19 protein-coding genes and 1 pseudogene are annotated in these 21,277 nt (G+C 44.6%); 18 read left to right on the plus strand and 2 right to left on the minus strand.

The features are described 5' to 3' along the window. Positions 1-191: 191 nt before the first annotated feature. Positions 192-2,519: a SpoIID/LytB domain-containing protein gene (locus INF29_RS09110; RefSeq protein WP_193486129.1), complete on the plus strand. Its 2,328-nt coding sequence runs from the start codon at positions 192-194 to the stop codon at positions 2,517-2,519. Positions 2,520-2,557: 38 nt separating this feature from the next. On the opposite strand, the gene INF29_RS09115 is transcribed toward INF29_RS09110, so the two are convergent. Together INF29_RS09115 and INF29_RS09120 are read right to left on the minus strand one after the other, a co-directional pair. Continuing rightward, the gene (locus INF29_RS09115) at positions 2,558-2,983 is read right to left on the minus strand and encodes an RrF2 family transcriptional regulator (RefSeq protein ID WP_022254550.1); all 426 of its coding nucleotides are present in this window, start codon (positions 2,981-2,983) and stop codon (positions 2,558-2,560) included. A 30-nt stretch (positions 2,984-3,013) separates the two neighbouring features. Beyond that, the gene (locus tag INF29_RS09120) at positions 3,014-3,490 is read right to left on the minus strand and encodes a YbaK/EbsC family protein (RefSeq protein ID WP_072850301.1); all 477 of its coding nucleotides are present in this window, start codon (positions 3,488-3,490) and stop codon (positions 3,014-3,016) included. Positions 3,491-3,885: 395 nt separating this feature from the next. Between INF29_RS09120 and metA the strand changes: the two genes are divergently transcribed. From metA to INF29_RS09205, 17 genes and pseudogenes are all read left to right on the plus strand, one after another. After that, positions 3,886-4,806, plus strand: a complete 921-nt coding sequence (gene metA / locus INF29_RS09125; RefSeq protein WP_072852239.1) for a homoserine O-acetyltransferase MetA — start codon at positions 3,886-3,888, stop codon at positions 4,804-4,806. Between the two features lie 18 nt (positions 4,807-4,824). Continuing rightward, positions 4,825-6,108 (plus strand): O-acetylhomoserine aminocarboxypropyltransferase/cysteine synthase family protein, encoded by a 1,284-nt coding sequence (locus INF29_RS09130; protein ID WP_193486132.1) that lies wholly within the window; start codon positions 4,825-4,827, stop codon positions 6,106-6,108. Between the two features lie 260 nt (positions 6,109-6,368). Further along, positions 6,369-6,899 (plus strand): GNAT family N-acetyltransferase, encoded by a 531-nt coding sequence (locus INF29_RS09135; protein WP_193486135.1) that lies wholly within the window; start codon positions 6,369-6,371, stop codon positions 6,897-6,899. A gap of 162 nt (positions 6,900-7,061) precedes the next feature. Continuing rightward, positions 7,062-8,540: pseudogene (locus INF29_RS09140) on the plus strand (amino acid adenylation domain-containing protein); the annotation flags it as partial. Then, complete coding sequence (locus INF29_RS09145; protein ID WP_193486140.1) at positions 8,521-9,312, plus strand: GNAT family N-acetyltransferase; 792 nt, start codon at positions 8,521-8,523, stop codon at positions 9,310-9,312. The pseudogene INF29_RS09140 and the gene INF29_RS09145, both read left to right, overlap by 20 nt. A 6-nt stretch (positions 9,313-9,318) precedes the next feature. After that, on the plus strand, positions 9,319-9,546 hold the full coding sequence (locus INF29_RS09150; RefSeq protein ID WP_022255662.1) for an acyl carrier protein: 228 nt from the start codon (positions 9,319-9,321) through the stop codon (positions 9,544-9,546). 21 nt (positions 9,547-9,567) lie between these two features. After that, positions 9,568-11,166 carry an MBOAT family O-acyltransferase gene (locus tag INF29_RS09155; protein WP_072852247.1) on the plus strand — a complete coding sequence of 533 codons (1,599 nt, stop codon included), beginning with the start codon at positions 9,568-9,570 and terminating at the stop codon, positions 11,164-11,166. Between the two features lie 4 nt (positions 11,167-11,170). Further along, on the plus strand, positions 11,171-12,196 hold the full coding sequence (locus tag INF29_RS09160) for a hypothetical protein (RefSeq protein ID WP_193486143.1): 1,026 nt from the start codon (positions 11,171-11,173) through the stop codon (positions 12,194-12,196). Positions 12,197-12,496: 300 nt separating this feature from the next. Further along, the gene (locus INF29_RS09165) at positions 12,497-13,162 is read left to right on the plus strand and encodes an ABC transporter ATP-binding protein (protein WP_143158992.1); all 666 of its coding nucleotides are present in this window, start codon (positions 12,497-12,499) and stop codon (positions 13,160-13,162) included. Continuing rightward, on the plus strand, positions 13,159-15,303 hold the full coding sequence (locus tag INF29_RS09170; RefSeq protein ID WP_193486146.1) for a COG1361 S-layer family protein: 2,145 nt from the start codon (positions 13,159-13,161) through the stop codon (positions 15,301-15,303). The genes INF29_RS09165 and INF29_RS09170 overlap by 4 nt, the downstream gene beginning before the upstream one ends. Continuing rightward, entirely contained in the window at positions 15,300-16,622 is a 1,323-nt protein-coding gene (locus INF29_RS09175; protein WP_193486147.1) for an ABC transporter permease, read from the plus strand. Before INF29_RS09170 ends, INF29_RS09175 begins: the two co-directional genes overlap by 4 nt. A gap of 111 nt (positions 16,623-16,733) precedes the next feature. Then, complete coding sequence (locus INF29_RS09180) at positions 16,734-17,138, plus strand: hypothetical protein (protein WP_207728148.1); 405 nt, start codon at positions 16,734-16,736, stop codon at positions 17,136-17,138. A 102-nt stretch (positions 17,139-17,240) separates the two neighbouring features. Then, positions 17,241-17,918: a PrsW family glutamic-type intramembrane protease gene (locus tag INF29_RS09185; protein WP_193486150.1), complete on the plus strand. Its 678-nt coding sequence runs from the start codon at positions 17,241-17,243 to the stop codon at positions 17,916-17,918. Positions 17,919-18,007: 89 nt separating this feature from the next. Next, on the plus strand, positions 18,008-18,472 hold the full coding sequence (locus tag INF29_RS09190; RefSeq protein ID WP_022253829.1) for an NUDIX hydrolase: 465 nt from the start codon (positions 18,008-18,010) through the stop codon (positions 18,470-18,472). Between the two features lie 13 nt (positions 18,473-18,485). Beyond that, positions 18,486-18,776, plus strand: a complete 291-nt coding sequence (locus tag INF29_RS09195; protein WP_054330359.1) for a hypothetical protein — start codon at positions 18,486-18,488, stop codon at positions 18,774-18,776. A 148-nt stretch (positions 18,777-18,924) separates the two neighbouring features. Then, the gene (locus tag INF29_RS09200; RefSeq protein ID WP_072852261.1) at positions 18,925-19,953 is read left to right on the plus strand and encodes a sugar-binding transcriptional regulator; all 1,029 of its coding nucleotides are present in this window, start codon (positions 18,925-18,927) and stop codon (positions 19,951-19,953) included. A gap of 89 nt (positions 19,954-20,042) precedes the next feature. Then, the gene (locus INF29_RS09205) at positions 20,043-21,236 is read left to right on the plus strand and encodes a phosphoglycerate kinase (protein ID WP_193486155.1); all 1,194 of its coding nucleotides are present in this window, start codon (positions 20,043-20,045) and stop codon (positions 21,234-21,236) included. The last annotated feature ends 41 nt before the right edge of the window (positions 21,237-21,277 follow it).

Below are 21,277 nucleotides of genomic sequence, written 5' to 3' on the forward strand. Positions count from 1 at the left end.
ACGGATGTGATTAATCCAAAAAGAGCCTCGCCAGACCAATTACTCCCTTATCATAAAAAAATAAGTGCAGAGGGTAAAGCACAAATGATATGCTTTATCTCTTACACTTATATGGTACTAAAAAGAGGTTCTATTTTCCGGTGCATGTCCGTATACTGTTATAAAGTTTGACAGGGAGTGTGAGGACATACATGAAACGGATTTGTTTTTTCCTTTTGATACTGACAAGCCTGTTTTGGACAGGCTGTGGAAATGCAGTAACGGGAGAAATGGCAGAAATAGGACGTATTGGCGATGATTTATCCATCAGCCGTGCCATGGCAGCCAAGACCATGGCATTGACTTTTTACACCAAAGAGGAATTGGAAGGACTGGAACAGGTGGCAGATTTTCCAGATGTGCCCCAGACAGACCCTTTTTACCCTTACATCAATGGGGCAGTGAAACTGGGACTGTTATCCGGTGATGAGGACGGTAATTTTTACCCAGAAAAAGATTTGACGCTGATACAGGCGCAGGCGTTGTTAGACCGACTAGCACCAGATTATGACAGCCGAATGGTGCTGGATGAAAGCAATCAGAATATGCCGGTGGCCTACAGTTTATGGATACAATTATTGCAGACAGCTCTGGAAGCAAGAGAAGAAGGACTTTCTGCCTATGGCATTACGGAAGAAACCCGTGTGCTTCTGACAGCGGAGGATGGCGGTGGCATGTTTGATAATGGGTATTATGGCGGAGCCGGATTGGATTTGAAGCCCTATGAAAATACGGCACTGCGGTATTGGGCAAAAGATGGAGAGATTCTGGCGTTGCTGGAAGTTGCCGACACCACCCCTACCATTGAGAATATCTACTGTACGGCTTCCGGCGGAACCATCCGTATGGAAGCAGGTGCAGGTAGTGTGACACGACCTTATACAGGACAGGCAGTGAACGGCATTTGTGATGTGACTCTTACAGAAGGGAAGGCAACAGAAGCAGTACAGGCAGCAGAATTGGGGCTTTGTACGGTAAAACGAGTCAATGGACAGGAAATTTATCTGGCAGAACAAGGTCTTCTCTCCTGGGCAGATGATTTTCGTATTTATGATGCCACAGGAACAGAGTGGACGAGCCAAAAAGTATCGAAATTGATTTGCGGCACAAAGGGAGCAAATTACTATCTCAAAGATGGAAAAGTGGCAGGAGCAATCATTACCCAGACAGTACAGCCGGAGAATATCCGTGTACTTATTGGCGGAGCAGGGCAGACAAAAGTGACCATTTCCGCAGAGGGAGGATTTACCCTGAAAAGCAGTGAAGCAGAAAAAACATTTTCTAATGGAGAACAGGCTGTGATGACTGCTGACTTGCCATGGTTTGACAGCGGTATTGTGGAAGCGGCTCCAACGGGAGAAAGCCCCTTATCCGTAACTTTTTCTGATGGTACAAAACGTCAGTATTTTGGCACAGTGGAACTGGAACGGCGGCAGGACGGCATTTCTGTCATCAATGCATTGCCCTTGGAAACCTATCTGCGGGGCGTGGTTCCTCATGAAATGCCTGTGGATTTTGGAGAAACAGCCCTTGAGGCTCAGGCAATCACTGCCCGCAGTTATGCCTATAATCAGTTTTATGCTAACAGCTATTGCGGATATGGCGCTCATTTGGCAGATACTGTAGCCAGTCAGGTTTATCTGGGGGCGGATACGGCAGAACTGTCTGACGCGGCAATCCAGGCAACGGCAGGAAAATGTCTGACGGCAGGAAATGAAGTGGTGACCACGTATTTTTACTCCACTTCCTGTGGCTATGGCGCAGATGCAAAAGAAGTATGGTCGGCAGACGGTACTTTTACAGAAGAAAGCAAACCCTATTTGACAGGCGGAACCTACGGCATTTCTGTGGAAAAACCGAATACAGAAGAGGAATGGCTGGCATTCTGGCAGGATTGGGAGATTGAGGGATATGACGACGCGTCCCCTTGGTATCGGTGGAAAACATATTTTGGTGCAGGACAATTGACGGAAATCACCGGCGCCAAACTGAAAGAAGCTGCAAAATCCCATCCAGCCCATGTGGAAGTTTTGCAGGAGGATGGCAGTTGGAAGGCACAAACACCAGAAGATTTGGGACGGCTTACAGGCATTTCTGTGGCAAAGCGTGGAGAAAGCGGCGTGATGGAAGTACTGCGATTGGACTATGAAAAAGGTTCTGTGCAGGTGAAAACAGAATATACCATCCGACAGGTACTTTCACCTACCAAAATGACTGTTGGTGACCCTATTTATTTGCAGAGGAAAGACGGAGAGCCTTTGACAGGGAATACCATGCTTCCAAGTGGTTTTTTTGCCGTAAAAGAAATGAAAAATGCGGAAGGAAAATTGACAGGTGTTGCCCTTTATGGCGGCGGAAACGGTCATGGTGTGGGTATGAGCCAGTATGGTGCCAAAGGCATGGCAGAAGATGGAAAAACAGCAGAAGAAATTCTGGAACATTACTATGCAGGAACAACCGTACAGCAAGTGATTGCATAAAAAAACAACACGCAGGAATTTTTCCTGCGTGCTGTTTTTTAGATTTCAATATGATTTTTTTCTTTGTATTCTTCTGCCATATCAGCTAAAGAAATGTTGTCCACGACATCATCCAGCGCTTCTTTCATCTTTTTCCAGATGGAAAGAGAAACGCAGGTGTCAGAGTTGGGGCACATGGGGTTGTCCACACAATCTACGGGAGAGAGGGAACCTTCCAGAATTCTCAGGACTTCTCCGATGGTGATATCTTTTGGTTCTCGTGTGAGAATGTAACCTCCCTGCGCACCGCGGTAGCTTTTTACCAGACCGGATTTTGTCAGTGGATTGATGATCTGTTCCAGATATTTTTCGGAAATATCCTGCTCTCTGGCGATGGATTTCAAAGCCAGTGTGCCTTTGTCGTAATGGAGAGCCAGACTTAACATCAGGCGTATGCCATAGCGGCCTTTTGTAGATATTTTCATAAAAATACTCCTTACTAAAAAAACGGGTGTTTATTCTTCTTCCCAGCCTTTGCAGATGTCAACCCAGGCTTCGCATTTGCCGTAATGGAAAAGTTCGTCGCAAGTCAGTTCAACTGCGGAGTTGCTGCTGCCGGCAGCTGGGAATACAGTGTCAAAACGCTTCATGGAAACATCGGCAAATGCACGGGTACCTTCCGGCAGTGCGAAAGGACAAACGCCACCGACAGCATGTCCGGTTGCTTCCAGTGTTTCTTCGGGAGAAAGCATTTTTGCCTTCAGACCAAAGGTGTCTTTAAATTTGCGGTTATCGATTTTTGCGTCCCCTGCAACGGAAATGACAATGGGTCCTTCCTTAGACATCAGGCAGAGCGTTTTGGAAATCCGGGCGGGAATAACGCCGGCTGCTTCTGCTGCCAGTTCTACAGTTGCACTGGAGGTAGCAAATTCCAATACTTCCTTGGGACAATTCATATCTTTCAGATAAGCTTTAACTTTTTCAATAGACATGGTTGCATACATCTCCTCTTTGGGATATTCAGATTTACTTATACGCAATAGCATAGCAGAAAAGTAGTCTTTATGCAAGATAAAGTGCATAAGAATTTAGAAAAAAGTGTTGACAGATAAAAAAGGTCGCGTTACAATGGGCAAAAGATCACAGACGACGGACAGGAGTTTTCAACATGCAGAAATTTACATTTGTTGGAAAACTGCATATGGATATGATGATGAGCATGGGCATGATGATGTGCATGCTTTTTGTGATGTTCATATGTTACTTGCAATCGTTCTGAGATGCTTTGAAACAAAACTGATTTTTACAAACGGCTCGGAGGATGCGAGCCGTTTTTTTATTGCTTTTTGGCTTGCACTCCGAGGAAAAACACAAAGGAGATGAATTTATGCCACTGATTATCAATGAAGAACTTCCAGCATTTGATGTGCTGCGCAAGGAGAATGTTTTTGTTGTCAATCCTTATCGGGCAGTACATCAGGATATTCGTCCTCTGCGCATTGCCATTTTGAATTTGATGCCTAACAAGATCGAAACGGAAGTACAGCTGATGCGTCTGCTGAGCAATACGCCTTTACAGGTGGAAATTGAATTGCTGCAGATGAAAAGCCATAACGCGAAAAATACTGCTTCAGAATATCTGGACGCTTTTTATAAAACATTTGATGATGTGAAAGATCAAAAATTCGATGGGCTCATCATCACCGGTGCACCCATTGAGAATTATGATTTTCAGGATGTGGATTTCTGGCCGGAATTGTGCGAAATATTGGAATGGGAAAAAAGCCATGTGTTTAGTGTGCTGCATATCTGCTGGGGCGCACAGGCGGCACTGAATTATTTCTATGACATTCCCAAATACAGCTTGCCTGCAAAGAAATTCGGCATCTACTCCCATCAGGTAGAGAAAAAAGACCATGTGCTTATGAGAGGCTTTGACGAAGCTTTTTATTGCCCACATTCCCGTCATACAGAAGTGCGGGCAGAAGATATTCGTCAGGTGGATGATTTGGAAATTCTGGCGGAATCCGCTGGCGCAGGACCTCATATTATTGCAGATAAATCTGGCAGACGGATTTTCCTGACAGGACATTTTGAGTATGACGCAGACTCTCTGGCAAAAGAATTCTATCGGGATTTGGGCAAAGGACTTCCCATTCAGCTGCCCTATGGATATTTTCCAGAGGATGACCCAAAACAGACACCTTTGATGCGTTGGAAAGCCCATGCCAATCTGTTTTATTCCAATTGGCTGAACTACTTCGTATATCAGGAAACACCTTATCATATCAGTGACATTCAGGCTTAATACAAAGGAGGAACAAACATGAAAGATTTGAGATTGGAAACAAAATGCATTCAGGCAGGTTATGTACCCACAAACGGACAGTCCAGACTGCTGCCCATCGTTCAGAGCACTACATTCAAATATGACAGCAGCGAAGAAATGGGCAAGCTGTTCGATTTGGAAGCAGAAGGGTATTTCTATACACGTTTGCAGAATCCCACCAGCGATTGGGTAGCACAGAAAATTTGTGCATTGGAAGGCGGCACAGCAGCAATGCTGACTTCTTCCGGTCAGGCGGCAAACTTCTATGCCGTATTCAACCTGTGTCAGGCTGGGGATCATGTGGTATCTTCCTCTACTGTATACGGCGGTACTTATAACCTTTTTGCCGTTACCATGAAGAAAATGGGTATCTCCTTTACATTTGTTGACCCTGATTGTTCCGATGAAGAGCTGGAAGCGGCTTTCCAGCCCAATACCAAAGCGGTATTCGGGGAAACCATTGCCAATCCTGCACTGGTGATTCTGGATATTGAACGCTTTGCAAAAGCCGCTCATGCCCACGGCGTACCTTTGATTGTGGATAATACGTTTGCAACTCCCATTAACTGCCGTCCTTTTGAATGGGGCGCGGATATTGTAACTCATTCCACCACAAAATATATGGATGGTCATGATGCAACCGTCGGCGGCTGTATTGTAGATTCTGGCAACTTTGACTGGCAGGCACATGCGGACAAATTCCCCGGTTTGACAACACCGGACGATTCTTATCACGGCATCACTTACGCAGAACGCTTTGGCAAAGAAGGGGCTTACATCACAAAAGCAACAGCACAGCTTATGCGTGATCTGGGTTCCACACCTGCACCTATGAATGCGTATCTGCTGAATCTGGGACTGGAAACTCTTGCACTGCGTATGGAACGTCATTGTCAGAATGCCCAGAAAGTGGCGGAATTCCTGAATAGCCATGAAAAGATTGCATGGGTAAATTATGCCGGACTGGAAGGCAACAAATATTATGAACGGGCACAGAAATATATGCCCAACGGCACCTGCGGCGTCATTTCTTTCGGTGTAAAAGGCGGTAGAAAAGCGGCAGAAGCTTTTATGGCAAAACTGGAACAAATCATCATTGCCACACATGTGGCTGATGCAAGAACCTGTATCCTGCATCCTGCGTCTTCCACTCATCGCCAGATGACAGATACCGAACTGGTAGCGGCTGGTGTAGGTCCGGATTTGGTTCGTCTTTCTGTTGGCATTGAGCATGTGGATGATATCATTGCGGATCTGGCACAGGCATTAGAAAGCATTTAAATAAAAAAACATTGTTTTCTGCTTTTCGGTATGGTATACTCAATACCGATAGAAATCATCGGTATTGTTTGTGCAAAGTCTTTTTCACTGACCATGCGAGAGACAGAGCAATAATGATACAATTCCAAGAAGCCTTATACATCCCCGTGTATAGGGCTTCTTTTTTATAGAGAAGATTGTCACAGGGAATGTTTCCGTGCTATGATGAAATCAAGTGCTTCACTGCGTATTTTGCCTGAAGAAGGAAAAGGCGGGATGGCATGATACAGTTGAGAACTTTTCAACCGGAAGACGCGGAAAAAATCATTTCTTGGGTGGATAGTCCTTTGGTGTTTTATCAGTGGTGTGCAGGTTTTTTGGGGACCTATCCCATTACGGGGGAAAATCTGCGGCAGTATTATGAAAAAGAAGGAACAGATGCAGATTATCATGTGCTGACGGCTTTTCATGAGCAGGGGATTTTTGCCCATTTGACCATGCGCTTTTTAAAGGAAGAACCGGGAACGGCAAGAATCGGCTTTCTCATTCTGGATACAAACCTGCGCGGTCAGGGCTATGGAAAAAAGCTGATGCAGGAAATTTTGAAACTTGCCTTTTCCTATGACCATATCCAACAGGTGACGCTGGTGGTCTTTGAGAATAATCCAAGGGCGAAAGCCTGCTATACAGCCTGCGGTTTTCAGGAAGAAAAGGAAAAAGAACCGAAAACATATCCCTGTATGGGAGAAGATTGGCCGTTTTATGACATGAAGCTGTCCAGAACTGACTGGGAAAAAGACTGTTTTTCTTAAAAAACAGATAGAATCAAAAGGGAAGCAAGGTCTTTTGTTGACTTGATTTTCTGATGGTGTTATACTCTTTTGAGACTGCGCTGATTTATGGAATGTGCAGAGAATCAGAATTGAGGGAATGAAATGATCAGAAATATTTTGGAATATGCGGAAGAAACGGCAAAACGCATGCCAGACGCTGTGGCTTTTGCCGCAGATAAGGAAGAAAAAACTTTTGGTCAGCTGGTACAGCGGGCAAAAGAAATCGGTTCCGCTTTATTGTCTTATGGTGTGAAAAATGCGCCCATGGCAGTGATGACCGATAAAACACCGGATATGATTGCGGCATTTCTGGGCTGTGTTTACAGTGGGAATTTTTACACCCCCATTGATGTGACCATGCCTAAAGAACGGATTCTTTCCATATTTGAAACATTGAAGCCTGTGGTGCTCCTCATTGATGAAAAGAGTAAAAAACAGGCAGCGGCATTGGGTTACACAGGAGAAACATTGGTATTGGAAGAAATTCCAGAAGGAAATGTGAATGAGGAAGCGCTGGCGGAAGTGCGTCGGAAAGCCATCGACACAGATCCCTTGTATGCGCTGTTCACCTCCGGTTCCACAGGTGTGCCCAAAGGGGTTGTCATCAGCCATCAGGCTGTTGTAAACCTGACAGAATGGTATACAGAAACTTTTTCCATTACAGAAAAAGAAGTTATCGGTAATCAGGCGCCTTTTTACTTTGATTCTTCCGTCAAAGATATTTATGCTGTATTGAAAACCGGGGCAAGAATGGAAATCATCCCGAAGATGCTTTTCTCTTTCCCTGTGAAACTGCTTCCTTATCTGGAAGAAAAGAAAATCAATTACATTGACTGGGTACCTTCCGCTTTGTGTATTATTGCAAACACAGACGCTCTGGAAAAAGTGCGTCCGTCTTATTTGCAGAAAATCATGTTTGTAGGGGAAGCGATGCCAACCAAACAGTTCAATTACTGGCGGCGGCATTATCCAGATGCCATGTTTGCCAATATTTACGGTCCTACAGAAACCACTGTGGATTGTACGTATTATATAGTAGACAGAGAATTTGCCGATGATGAGCCTTTGCCCATCGGACATGCCTGCCGGAATACAGACATTTTCTTATTGAAAGACAATCGTCTGGCAGAGGCGGGAGAAGCTGGGGAAGTTTGTGTCAGAGGGCGCTGTCTGGCTCTGGGATATTACAACAATCCTGAAAAGACAGAAGAAGCCTTCATTCAGAATCCACTGAATCCCTACTATCCCGAAAAAATTTATAAAACCGGCGATATTGCGAAATATAACGAGTATGGGGAAATCATTTTCCTTGCAAGAAAAGATCATCAGATTAAGCACATGGGACACCGTATTGAACTGGGAGAAATCGAAACAGCAGTCCTTTCCATTGACTTGGTGGAAAACGGTGCCTGCATTTACGACAACGATACCCAGAAAATCGTGCTTTTCTACTGCGGCGCAGAAGCCACACAGGCTTATATTCTGAAAAAACTCAGAGATAAAGTGCCCAAGTACATGTTCCCCAATGTGATGATCCAGATGGAATCTCTGCCTCAGACACTCAACGGAAAAATTGACAGATTGCGATTGAGGGAGTATTATGTTCAAGAAAATTCCTGATACCAAAACTTTAGAAGGGCTTTTGCGGGCTTGGCACAGCAAACGGGCAATGACCAATTTCTTTCTGCCGGAGGAGGAATATCTGCCGGTGGCAAAAAAATGGATGGTTATGCGTTTTGAACATGGCTGTTACCTGATTTTTGAAAAGAAAGAACATTACGATTTTTATTTCTTTCTGGATAAAGGGACTTTGCCGGTGGCTGTACCGGAAATGGACAAACCGTTGGTATTGGAGCAGGTTTGCTTGGAAAGGAAAGGACAGGAACCAAAGGCATCCGCATGGGAGGCAGTTGGATTTGTGCCTTATCTGGAACGGAAACGGCTCATGATGCCCATGCAGGAAGGCATTTCCGCTACCCGTGAAGCAAAGTTTGCTGCGGAATCTCAGGTAGATGAGATTCTGGAAATCATGGCGAACAGCTTTGAGCCTTATACCTCCGCTTTGCCGGAGAAAAAGGAACTGCTGGCGTCCATTCGTGCAAAAGAAGTGCTGGTTGCCATGGAAGATGACAAAATGTTGGGTTTCCTGCGTTTTGGACCGGAAAAGAAAGTTTCTGTTCTATGGCAGGTGGCAGTGAAAGAAGAAGCCAGAGGAAAGGGCATCGGCAAAATGCTGGTGAAACACTGGATCTGGCAGGTAAAGGACAGCGCACTGCGTTGTCAGCTGTGGGTGCGGACGGATAACCCGTCAGCACAGAGAATGTATGAAATGCTGGGCTTTTTGCCTGATGGCAGAATCGCTCCGGTAATGATAAAAGAGAAGAAAGGATAATGTGACATGGAAAGCTTATTGAAAATCTTGGCAGAAATCAGACCTGACGTAGACTTTGAGGACAACAAAGAACTGGTAGACAGCGGCGAGCTGGATTCCTTTGACATCGTAACACTGGTTGGCGAACTGTGTGACGCTTACGATATTGAAATCGGTGCGGACGAAATCGTGCCCGAAAACTTCAATTCCGTTGAAGCAATCATGGCACTGGTAACCAGACTGCAGGAAGACTAATCAGGCACAGGGAGAAACATTATGGCATTCACATCTATGCAGTTTGTGATGTTTCTGGTGTTGGCTGTAGCTGTATATTATTTAACGCCGAAGCGTTACCGTTGGGTAACGCTTTTGGTGGTTAATTATGTCTTTTATTATTTCGCAGGTGTCAAATACTTTGTATACCTGTTTGCCACAACCATCAGCACATATATCGCAACAATGAAATTAGGAAACATGGCGGCAGAAAACAAAGCCGCTTACAATGCTGTGAAGGCAGAATTGGACAGAGATGGCAAAAAGGCGTGGAAAGCGGATTTTACGAAGAAAAAACGCCGGGTTCTGGTACCTACACTGGTATTCAACTTCGGTATTCTGGCAGTGCTGAAATATTCCGGTTTTGTCAGCGAAAACCTGAACGCTTTATTCGCGAAGATTTCCGCGCCTGTGGAACTGCCCGTGTTCCATTTCCTTTTGCCGCTGGGTATTTCATTCTATACCTTCCAGACCATGGGTTATCTCATCGACGTTTATCGGGAAAAGGTAGCGCCGGAGAAAAATATTGGGAAACTGGCACTGTTCATTTCCTTTTTCCCGACCATTGTGCAGGGACCTATCGGACGATTCCAGCATCTGTCCAAACAGTTGTTTGAAGGAAATGATTTTTCCTATGAACGCACCAAGTTTGGTGTACAGCTTATGCTTTGGGGGGCATTCAAGAAATTGGTCATTGCCGACAGAGCTTCTGTATTGGTAGATAATGTGTTTGGATTCCCCGATACATTTGGCGGAACTTATGTAGCCGTAGCAGCTTTGGTATACTGCATCCAGCTTTATGGGGATTTCTCCGGCGGTATTGATATTGCCACCGGTGCGGCGCAGATTTTTGGCGTAGACTTGGAGAAAAACTTTGAACGCCCTTATCTGGCAACAAGCATCCCTGACTTCTGGCGCAGATGGCACATCACCCTTGGTGCATGGTTCCGGGATTATGTGTTCTATCCTTTGTCTTTGTCTAAATTCTTTACAAAGGTAGGGAAAAAAGGTCGTCAGGTGCTGGGCAACTATATCGGTAAAATGCTGCCGGTATTGATTCCACAGTTTATCATTTTCTTCCTCATCGGTATCTGGCATGGGGCAGAGTGGAAATACATCGCCTTTGGTTTTTACAACGGTACCCTCATCGTACTGGGGATTTTGTTTGAAGAACCTCTGCGGAATCTGGCGGAAAAACTCCATATCAATACCAAATGCTTCAGCTGGCATCTGTTCCAGATTCTGCGGACATTGGTGCTGGTAGCTTTGGGGAAAATCATCACCAGAGCGGCAGGCTTCAGTATTTCCGTTTCCATGATGCACTCCATGATTGTGAATTGGGATACAGATATTCTCTTTAACGGCGGTTTGCTCCAGCTTGGTCTGGACAGCAAAGACTTGTGGGTACTGGTACTGGCATCTCTGGTATTGCTGGCTGTGAGCATCATGCAGGAATGCGGTATCAAAGTACGGGAAACACTGGCAAAACAGAATTTGTATTTCCGTTGGGCAGTGTATCTGTGTGCAGTATTTTCATTGATAATTTTCGGCGTTTACGGTTTGAACTATAACGCAGCAGACTTTATTTACAGGGGGTTCTAGGAATATGGGTAAAAAAATTAATATCATTGCTCGTTGTTCTGCCTTCTGTCTGGTATTTGTGCTGGTGTTTGGACAGCTCACTCAGGTGTACCGCCGGAATGACGACGAAACAAACGAAATTCATGCTTTTTATGATGAACCGAAAGATAGTTTAGATGTGCTTTACATCGGCAGCAGCCCTCTTTTGAGAGGGGTATCTTCCATGCTCATGTATCAGGATCACGGCTTTACAGGATATGCCAGAGCGTCCGCATTGCAGGCACCTTCTGTCAGCTATGGACTTCTGGCAGAATCTCTGGAATACCAGAATCCCGAAGTGGTGGTACTGGTCTGTGACAACCTGTTCCAGTCTTACGATTATGCAGAACAGGAAGGGGATATGCGCCGTGCCATGGACGGTATGAAACTTTCCACTTATAAATGGGAGATCATTCAGGAAGTGACAGCGGCAGATGAACGCCAGACCACATTGTCTTATGTGTTCCCTCTGTTCCGTTATCATGAACGGTGGAAAGAAGTGAATCTGGCAGATGCGGAACCAAGACCGCTTATGAAACATTCCATCAAAAAAGGACATGTTTATCTGCGGGACATTTCTCCTCAGGTTTATCCTGATGGATTTATGGAACCGACAGGAGAAACAGCGGTTTTTGATGAAAGCGCATTGGCATATACAGAAAAATCTATTGCTTTGTGCAAGGAAAAGGGCATTGAAGTTGTGCTGCTCCATCTGCCAAAAATGAGCTGGACTTATGAAAAGAGTCAGGCCATGGAAACCTTTGCGGAAGAACAGGGCGTGGATTATGTGGATTTCGATACGGAAGAAATCCGCACACAGGTAGGTCTGGACCCTGCGGTGGATTATTATGATCAGGGTCATGTGAACTTGACAGGCTCCGTGAAAGTCAGTGAATGGCTGGGTAATTATCTGGATCAGACGTATGACCTGCCAGACCATAGAGGCGAGGAAGCCTATGCCCAGTGGGACATTGATTTACAAGCATATCTGGAAAGAACCGGATTATCATAAATGACTTTATTTCAGGATATTTCTTCGAAGAAAAAAGAGGAAATATCCTTTTTTATTGGAAAAATTGTTGACTTTTCAATGAATGCTCATTTTTTCGTATCATGTTGCACAAAAAGAACTTTGCAAATTTACGATTATTAAGAAAATTGTAAATAATTGGGAGAGATTTCGTAATAAGTCCATGCTATAATGTGAATATTAAAAAATGATTAAAATGATTTAATCGTTTTCCAAAAGAAGGGAGGAGAAGCCTTGGGAAAAAGCATTATCCGAATCAAAGATGTGACAAAATTTTACCGTATGGGGGCGGAAACCATTGCTGCTGTCAACGGACTGAGTCTTTCTATCAAACAAGGAGAAGTTTGCTGTTTGTTTGGGAAATCGGGTTCCGGTAAGTCCACATTGCTGAATTTGATTGCAGGGTTGGAGAAGCCTACCAGCGGACAAATTATATTCAATAAAAAGCACATTGAACGCATGAATGAAGATCAGCTGGCAGAATTTCGACAAAAGTATGTAGGGTTTGTATTTCAGTCCTATAATTTGCTGCCGACGCTGACAGCTATGGAAAATGTAACGTTGCCGTTGATTTTCCGCGGTGTGCCTGTACAGGAACGGAATGAGCGGGCTATGGAGATGCTCAAAGCCGTTGGGCTGGAAGGCAGAGCCAATCATAAACCAAGTGAAATGTCCGGCGGTCAACAGCAGCGTGTCAGTATTGCCAGAGCCTTTATCAACAGCCCGCAGGTCGTGTTCGCTGATGAACCTACGGGAAATCTGGACACCAAGACGACATACGAAATGATGGATCTGATTACGGGATTAGCAAAGAAAAATCATCAAACCCTTGTTATCGTTACCCACGATATGGAATTGTCAGAATATGCTGACAGAATTGTGGTTATGATGGATGGAAAAATTGAACGGATAGACGAGCAACAACAGAGTGGAGGAGAGGAAGTATGAGGAAGATAACGTGGAAAAGTGTGTTTGCCATGATTCTGTCGGTGTCTATATTGATGGGGCTGTCAGTTCCTATCATGGCAGAGGATAAGTTTGACATCGGTACCCCACAGGTATTTGTGGCAGGCGATGGTGTTTATGAAGTGGAAAACAACAAGGAAAACCGTTTGAGCATCCAGGTGAAGAATAAAGGGAATGCCATTGCGGATAACGTTGTGGTTCGGGCAAAAAGTGAAGAAGCTATGCCGCCTTTTAAACTGAATTTTTCCGACGGGGAAAATGTAGGCAGTTTGGGTGTTAATGGCACAAAAACTTTAAAACTGTATGTGAATATGAATGGCTCCCCTGATAAGGCAAGCTATCCCATTACACTGAGTTATACATACAAAGATCCTTTGGGTGGCTCTTACAGCGGTTCTGACACCATTTATATCAAACTCAAAGGCTTTGACAGAGAACCTTCTTATCTGTTCGACCAGATGAAAATGACACCGGAAAGCCTTTCTCCTGGTACTGGTGGTACTCTTACCGGACGGGTGAAGAATACCGGCAGTCAGATTATGTATCAGGCAGAAGTTATTTTGGACAAATTGACAACAGAAGGAATCAGCTTGAGCGGCGGTTTCAGCAGTGTACAGCTGGGAACACTGAATATTGGGCAGGAAGGCAAATTCTCCTTCCCTCTGGCAACCAGCGCGGATATGGCAGCAGGAAACTATCCTGTGACAGTAAAGCTGAAATACATGGATGAAATGGGTAAAGAATATGAAAAGACACAGGATTACTACATCAATGTAGGGGGTGTCAGCGGCAAAGCTTCCCAGATCATCATTCGTAATATGAAAGAACCTGCGGGCACCTATGGTGTCAATCAGAATTTCCCCATTCAGTTTGAATTGTATAACGCAGGGCAGGTATCAGCAAAAGATATCATTATCACAGCGGAAGGTCTTGACCCTTCAGCAGTGGTACCGAAATCCAGCAGTGTCAAGAATGTCATGTCCTTGGCACCTGGCGCAAGCATGCCTATGACATTTACTTTTGCGGGAACCAATCAGGCTTCCAGCCAGAACTATGCCATCCAGTTTACCGTGGAATATACTTCCGGCGGAACAAAAGTAAATACATTCAAACAGTATGCAGGCGTCAATATTTCCAATCCCAAAAAGGATAAGGAAGAAGAAGGCGAAGACGATAAGAACAAGAGCAAACCCAAGATTATCGTTAGTAAGTATGTCTGCGATCCGCTGATTGTTATGGCAGGGGAAGAATTTGACCTGAATCTGTCTTTGATGAATACCCATAAAGACAAAGGTGTGAAAAATATCAAAATGTTCCTGACACTGGCAGAAGAAACTTCTTCCGAAACAGAAAAATCCGGGAATATCTTCACACCTGTTAACAGCAGCAATACCTATTATTTCGACGCAATTCCACCCAAAGGCACAGTGGATAAAGAACTGCGGCTGTATGTCGTGCCCAATGCACAGCCCAAAACTTATACACTGACTGTGAATTTTGAATATGAAGATGCGGAAGGCAATGAATACACTGCGCAGGAACTGCTGGGCATCAATGTGGAACAGGTAACAGAACTGAACATGGACGAATTTGCTATGCCCGAAACTGTGGAACAGTATATGCCTGTGACTGTTTCTTTCAGTTACTATAATACAGGTAAGGTTGCACTGAATAATGTGATGTTCAAAGTGGAAGGCGACGTAGATTGCAGCCAGAGAAGCACTTATGTAGGGAATATGGACCCCGGTGCAAGCGATTATTATGAAGTAACATTCACACCCAATACCATTGGGGAAGTGCCTGTCAGCATTGTGGCAACTTATGAGGATGCCAGTGGGGAAACCATTGAACAGCGTCGGGATTATGTGCTTAATGTGACAGAACCTATGATGCCCGAAGGGGAAGAAGACGGCGCAGAACCTCCTCAGAATGGCTTGACGATGAAAAATATTATCATCGGTATTGGTGTGATTGTAATTCTGGGCATGGGTCTGTTCCTGTTCATCAGAGGACAGAAGAAAGATCCTGACGGTTTTGCAGAAAGCATGGATTTCGATGATGAAGACGAAGAATTGGAAGATGATGACGAGGACGACGATGACAAAGAAGGTATGCCCTTATGAGTACAAGAGATTTGATCATGATGGCAGTGCGCAATCTTTGGAAGCGAAAACTGCGGACATTTCTGACTATCCTGGGGGTAGTTATCGGTACAACTTCCATTGTTGTCATGATTTCCATCGGGATCGGCATGAATGAAAGTTTTCAGAAACAGGTGGAAGAATGGGGCAGTTTGCAAGTTATTGATGTTTATAGCAACAATGGTGATATGTATATCAGCAGCGATGCAAATGCCAACAGGGGCAAACCCCAGAAAAAAGCAGTGCTAGATGCCGCTGCCATTGATAAGTTTAAGCAGATGGAGTATGTGGAAGCTGTATCACCTATTGTGCGGGAAAGTATGATGCTGGTTTGTGGCAAGTATGTGAGCAATGCCAGTTTTATTGGTATAGACCCTGCCGCCATGGAAGCTCTTGGCTATAAAGTGGAAGAAGGGCGTACATTAACGGCGGAAGATAAAGAAGGTATTGTGGTTGGCAGAGACGTTATTACGAGCTTTTACAATCCCAAATTAAGCTGGCAGATGCAGATGCAGGCAGAGGCTCCAGAAATCAATGTGATGGAAGATAAGGTCATTATGACTTATGACGGGAATTACGGCACAAAGTATGCCGATAAATCCATCAAACCCATCAAAACACCTGTATTGGGAATCATGCCGGATGGAGGCGGCAATGGATATAATGTTGTGATGCCCCTGAAGCAGATGGAAAAAATCCAGAAAGACAAAGAAGCATGGCGGAAAAAACAGGGCAATACAGGAAGTGCCAACCAGAAGAAAAAAGGTGAATATGAACAGGTAGCTGTGAAAGTAAGTGACCTGAATAAAGTACAGGAAGTACAGCAGCAGATCAAAGACATGGGATATCAGGCATCCAGCTTGACAGACCAGCTGAACACCATGAAAGAAACCACAAAGATGCTGCGTATTGTACTGGGCGCCATCGGTGCCGTATCCCTGATTGTAGCGGCAATCGGTATTACAAATACTATGGTTATGGCCATTTATGAAAGAACCAGAGAAATCGGTATCATGAAGGTAATCGGTGCTTCTCTGCGTGACATTAAACTGCTGTTTTTGACAGAAGCGGCATTTATCGGTTTTGCCGGAGGAGTGCTAGGGATAATCACCAGTTTCCTCATGTCGCTCATTGTCAATTTGGTTGCCACTAAACAGGCAAGCGAAATGACATCTTCCATTCCCGTATGGCTTTACCTGTCTGCTGTTGCTTTTGCTACAGTGATTGGTGTATTGTCTGGCTATTTGCCGGCAAAACGTGCTATGAAGCTAAGCGCATTGACAGCCATCAAAACAGAATAAGAAAAGGCAGTTTGCTTTTTCAAATAGAACAATGACAGGCAGCGGGAGAATTCTTGACTGCCTGTTTTGTTTTTTCAAAATGATATCTGAATTTGAAAAAGGAGTGGTTTTATGTATGAAATGGGGATTTCTTTATTGCTTTCCTTGGTGATGATGTGCAGCAGCGGCGGGAATGTATCGCAGGCGGAAATCACACCATGGGAACCTTCGGCACTTTATACTGATGAAGAAATTCTGGATGCTATTACGGTAACAGAAGGTTATTTTGCCAAAGAATTTCAAGGCTGTACATTGCGGGAGATTACTTATGTGGGTGATGATCATCAGGATGAATTCATAGAATGGGCAGAAGATTATGAAGCGGAAGAAGCCATTGTGCTTGTATCTGCTTTCGATGTGGACGCTTCCGGTGGAGATGGTTCTTTGAATCCCAATGATACTTATGAAGATTGGGAATGGGTTTTGGTCAGAGATAAAGATGGAACTTGGCGTCATGTGACACATGGATACGGTTGATTTTTTATAACATACCACTTTTGTTTTTTTATGATTTTTCGGAAAAAAGAAAATTTTTCGGAAAAATGGGGAAAGATATGAAAAACAAAAGGTGGTGACAATTTGATACAGGCAGCAACAGCCCCCATTATCATTGGTTTGTTTTATATTTACATTCGGGATAAGTATGAAAAAGAGCCGTGGCAGATGCTTATATGGGGGCTGCTTTTTGGCGTTTACGCAACTTTTGTCATTTACGGCGTAGGACAGTGGGTAGAAACGATGTTTCCGCTGACAGATCTGCCCTTTGCGGCAGCTTTTTTGCAGGCGGCTTTGGTGGAGGAGAGCGTGAAACTGTTGTTTCTGCTGGCGCTTCTGGCGCGGAATCCGCAATATAATGAGCCATTTGACGCCATTGTTTACGCTGTTTTTATTTCTTTAGGATTTGCATGGATCGAAAACATTGTGTATGTAACCCATCCCCTTTGGGGCGGCATAGGCACTGCGCTGGCAAGAGCAGTTCTTTCTGTGCCGGGACATGGATTGTTTAGTGTACAGATGGGGTATTGGCTTTCTGAGGCGAAATTTGCAGGAAGAAAAGTTGGTTGGCTCCTTGCTTTTCTGGTACCTTATCTGTATCATGGTTGGTATAATTACCTGTTGTTGGCAGATGTTCCGGGGGCAGAAGTTTTTTTGGCACTGCTCATGGGACTGCTCATCATTACAAGTCTGCGGTATATGTCAAAGTTACTGAAAAAATCCCCATTTCGTCCCACAGGAGAAAAATTGTCCCAAAAATAGTAAAATTTACGCTTTGTCTTGAAAAGCAGAGGAAAAAGCGGTATACTGATATCGAATGGCATATAAAATAATAAAGCGGAGGGAATGCGGTGATTGAAGCAGTAAGCTGCGGCGGCGTCGTGATACACAGGTGGAAGATCCTCCTGCTCTATAAGAATCAGAACGGCAGATATATGGGCTGGGTTCTGCCCAAAGGAACCGTGGAAGAAAATGAAACATACCGCCAGACTGCTCTGCGTGAAGTGAAAGAGGAATCAGGTGCCAATGGCGAGATCATCAAATATGTAGGCAAAACACAGTATACCTTCAAAGGCGGAGAAGATACCGTCAACAAAACGGTGCACTGGTATTTGATGAGTGCAAATTCCTTTTACTGCAAACCGCAGAGCGAGGAGTACTTTGCAGATGCGGGTTTTTATAAATTCCATGAGGCTTATCATCTGCTCAAATTCAACGATGAGCGCCAGATTCTGAAAAAAGCATACTATGAATATAGTGAGATGCGAAAGAATAAGGAATTTTTGAAAAAGAAATTTATGCAGAACAAAACGTAAAGGAGAGAGTGCTATGAAAAAATATTTTGAAGTAAGACCTAGCTTCAGCGATTTGAAAGAAAAAATTGTTGTGCTGCAGGACCGTGACGAAAAGAAAACCATGTTTATCGTGCTGGCAGTCGTTGCGGCTGTACTGGCAGTGGTTACACTTGGCGTTGTTTATCTGCTGAAAACAAAAATGGATGACGAATACGATGAAGACTGGGACTATGATTGGGACGATCTGGATGACGAATGCTGTGACGATGAATGCTGCTGCACAGACAGTGATGTAGACGATTCCGTGAAAGTAGAGCAGGCTTAAGAAGATTTAGACGCATGCGTCTGGAAGCGGCTGATATGAGAAGGATTGGGGAATACCGGGAGATTTTTTCTTATGTCAGCCACTTTTTGAAATTCTGCGGGACAAAAAACGCATAGCGGGACGGAAAGCATCCAAAGAGGTGAGCAACATGGAAGAAAAACTGCAGATGGTGCGTAAAATCGTACCTGATTTGACAGAGGAACTGGTAAAGAGATACCGCATTTTGAAAACCGTTCGTCTGCTGGAACCATGCGGCAGAAGGCTGGTGGTAATCTCTCTTGGAATGACAGAAAGAACGGTACGCAGTGAAATTGAAAAACTCAATGCACAAGGGCTGGTGAAGGTTTCCAAAACAGGCATGTCTGTAACGGAAGACGGTCTGAGTGTATTGGAAAACCTCAGTGATTTGTTCTCCAGTCTGACAGGAATGTCCGAACTGGAAGAAAAAGTACGGGAAATCCTTGGCGCACAGCGGGTATTGCTGGCACAGGGCAATTCCGACGAAAGCGACCGTACGGTCAAAGAAATGGCACAGATTGGCGCGAGAGTCCTTCTGGAAAATATGCGCCGCAGCAGTCGTATCGCCATCACCGGCGGAACAACTATGGCGGCACTGGTGGAAGCCATGCCTTATACAGCAGTGCAGAAAGCGGAAATGGTATTGCCCGCTCGCGGCAGCATCGGCAGAAAGCTGGAATTGCAGGCAGATACTTTGGCGGCAAAACTGGCGGAAAAAGCCGGAGCCGATTACCGTATGCTGCATTTGCCGGATAACCTCAGCGCAAATGTGCTGGAAGAAATGAAATCAGAACCAGAAGTAGCAGAAACCATTAACGAATTGAAGCGTGTGGATATTTTGCTGCTGGGTGTTGGAGATGCCATGGAAATGGCAGAAAAACGCCGTCTGGATCATGATACATGTAAACTGCTCCGGCAGGAACATGCCGTTGCAGAAGCCTGCGGCTATTACTTCAACCATAAAGGCGAAGTGGTCTACGAAACAAATTCCATTGGTGTGGACTTCGAAGAAGTGCATCGTATGGAACATGTCATCGTTTCCGCAGGAGGCAAAAAGAAGGCAGCAAGTTTGCTTGCACTAAGCAAGAGCATGTCCAATGCGGTATTTATCATGGACGAAGGCGCGGCACTGGAAATGCTGCGGCTTGCGGGTCTTTGAAATGCGCAGTATAATACACAGTAGAATGGTAATTCTGTTCATACAGAATCAAAAATATACCGATATTTAAAATGGAGAGGAGAACCCTTATGTTACAGAAAAAAACAGTAGATGATTTGAAAGTACAGGGCAAACGCGTTCTGGTAAGATGTGATTTCAACGTACCTTTGAAAGATGGTGTGATCACTGATGAAAACAGAATCACAGCAGCACTGCCTACCATTGAAAAACTGATGAAAGACGGCGGCAAAGTGATCCTTTGCTCTCACATGGGCAAACCCAAGGGCGAACCCAAGCCTGAACTGTCTCTGGCACCTGTAGCAAAACGTCTGTCCGAACTGCTGGGCAAAGAAGTTGTATTCGCAAAAGACGATAACGTAGTTGGCGAAAATGCGAAAAAAGCTGTAGCAGAAATGAAAGACGGAGATGTGGTACTGCTGGAAAACACACGTTATCGCAAAGAAGAAACAAAAAATGAAGAAAACTTCAGCAAAGAACTGGCTTCTCTGGCTGACATCTTCGTAAACGATGCATTTGGTACCAGCCATAGAGCACACTGCTCCACTGTTGGCGTAACTGCTTTTGTGGAAGAATCCGCAGTTGGCTACCTGATGGAAAAAGAAATCGCTTTCCTGGGCAACGCAGTAAACAACCCTGTTCGTCCTTTTGTAGCAATCCTGGGCGGTTCCAAAGTTTCCGATAAGATCAATGTTATCAACAACCTGCTGGAAAAAGTTGATACACTGATCATTGGCGGCGGTATGGCTTATACTTTTGCAGTGGCACAGGGCGGTCATGTTGGCGAATCCCTGCTGGAACTGGACAAAGTGGATTACGCAAGAGAAATGATTGAAAAAGCAAAAGAAAAAGGCGTAAACTTCCTGCTGCCTGTTGATACAGTCATCACAAAAGAATTCAAAAATGACACAGAATACAAAACAGTTCCTACAGGCGAAATTCCTGACGGCTGGATGGGTCTGGATATTGGTGAAAAAACAAGAGAACTGTTTGCAGACGCTATCAAAGGTGCAAAAACAGTTGTATGGAATGGTCCTATGGGCGTATTTGAAATGGAAAACTTCGCCAAAGGTACAAAAGCAATCGCAGAAGCAATGGCTGCCATTGACGCAACAACCATCATCGGTGGCGGCGACTCTGCAGCAGCTGTAAACCAGCTGGGTTATGGCGACAAAATGACACATATTTCTACAGGCGGCGGCGCATCTCTGGAATTCCTGGAAGGAAAAGAACTGCCCGGCGTTGTGGCTGTAGACGATAAATAATTTTATTTTGGGGAATTTGTTTTCGGGGAAACAAAGAGAAG

Origin of the sequence: Anaerotignum lactatifermentans (assembly GCF_014982935.1) — a bacterium.
GTDB classification, from domain to species: domain Bacteria; phylum Bacillota; class Clostridia; order Lachnospirales; family Anaerotignaceae; genus Anaerotignum; species Anaerotignum lactatifermentans.

Coding starts and splice junctions, on each gene's coding strand:
- INF29_RS09110 (WP_193486129.1), top strand. CDS start 192: ATGAAACGGATTTGTTTTTTCCTTTTGATACTGACAAGCCTGTTTTGG.
- INF29_RS09115 (WP_022254550.1), bottom strand. CDS start 2,983: ATGAAAATATCTACAAAAGGCCGCTATGGCATACGCCTGATGTTAAGT.
- INF29_RS09120 (WP_072850301.1), bottom strand. CDS start 3,490: ATGTCTATTGAAAAAGTTAAAGCTTATCTGAAAGATATGAATTGTCCC.
- metA (WP_072852239.1), top strand. CDS start 3,886: ATGCCACTGATTATCAATGAAGAACTTCCAGCATTTGATGTGCTGCGC.
- INF29_RS09130 (WP_193486132.1), top strand. CDS start 4,825: ATGAAAGATTTGAGATTGGAAACAAAATGCATTCAGGCAGGTTATGTA.
- INF29_RS09135 (WP_193486135.1), top strand. CDS start 6,369: ATGATACAGTTGAGAACTTTTCAACCGGAAGACGCGGAAAAAATCATT.
- INF29_RS09145 (WP_193486140.1), top strand. CDS start 8,521: ATGTTCAAGAAAATTCCTGATACCAAAACTTTAGAAGGGCTTTTGCGG.
- INF29_RS09150 (WP_022255662.1), top strand. CDS start 9,319: ATGGAAAGCTTATTGAAAATCTTGGCAGAAATCAGACCTGACGTAGAC.
- INF29_RS09155 (WP_072852247.1), top strand. CDS start 9,568: ATGGCATTCACATCTATGCAGTTTGTGATGTTTCTGGTGTTGGCTGTA.
- INF29_RS09160 (WP_193486143.1), top strand. CDS start 11,171: ATGGGTAAAAAAATTAATATCATTGCTCGTTGTTCTGCCTTCTGTCTG.
- INF29_RS09165 (WP_143158992.1), top strand. CDS start 12,497: ATGGGGGCGGAAACCATTGCTGCTGTCAACGGACTGAGTCTTTCTATC.
- INF29_RS09170 (WP_193486146.1), top strand. CDS start 13,159: ATGAGGAAGATAACGTGGAAAAGTGTGTTTGCCATGATTCTGTCGGTG.
- INF29_RS09175 (WP_193486147.1), top strand. CDS start 15,300: ATGAGTACAAGAGATTTGATCATGATGGCAGTGCGCAATCTTTGGAAG.
- INF29_RS09180 (WP_207728148.1), top strand. CDS start 16,734: ATGTATGAAATGGGGATTTCTTTATTGCTTTCCTTGGTGATGATGTGC.
- INF29_RS09195 (WP_054330359.1), top strand. CDS start 18,486: ATGAAAAAATATTTTGAAGTAAGACCTAGCTTCAGCGATTTGAAAGAA.
- INF29_RS09200 (WP_072852261.1), top strand. CDS start 18,925: ATGGAAGAAAAACTGCAGATGGTGCGTAAAATCGTACCTGATTTGACA.
- INF29_RS09205 (WP_193486155.1), top strand. CDS start 20,043: ATGTTACAGAAAAAAACAGTAGATGATTTGAAAGTACAGGGCAAACGC.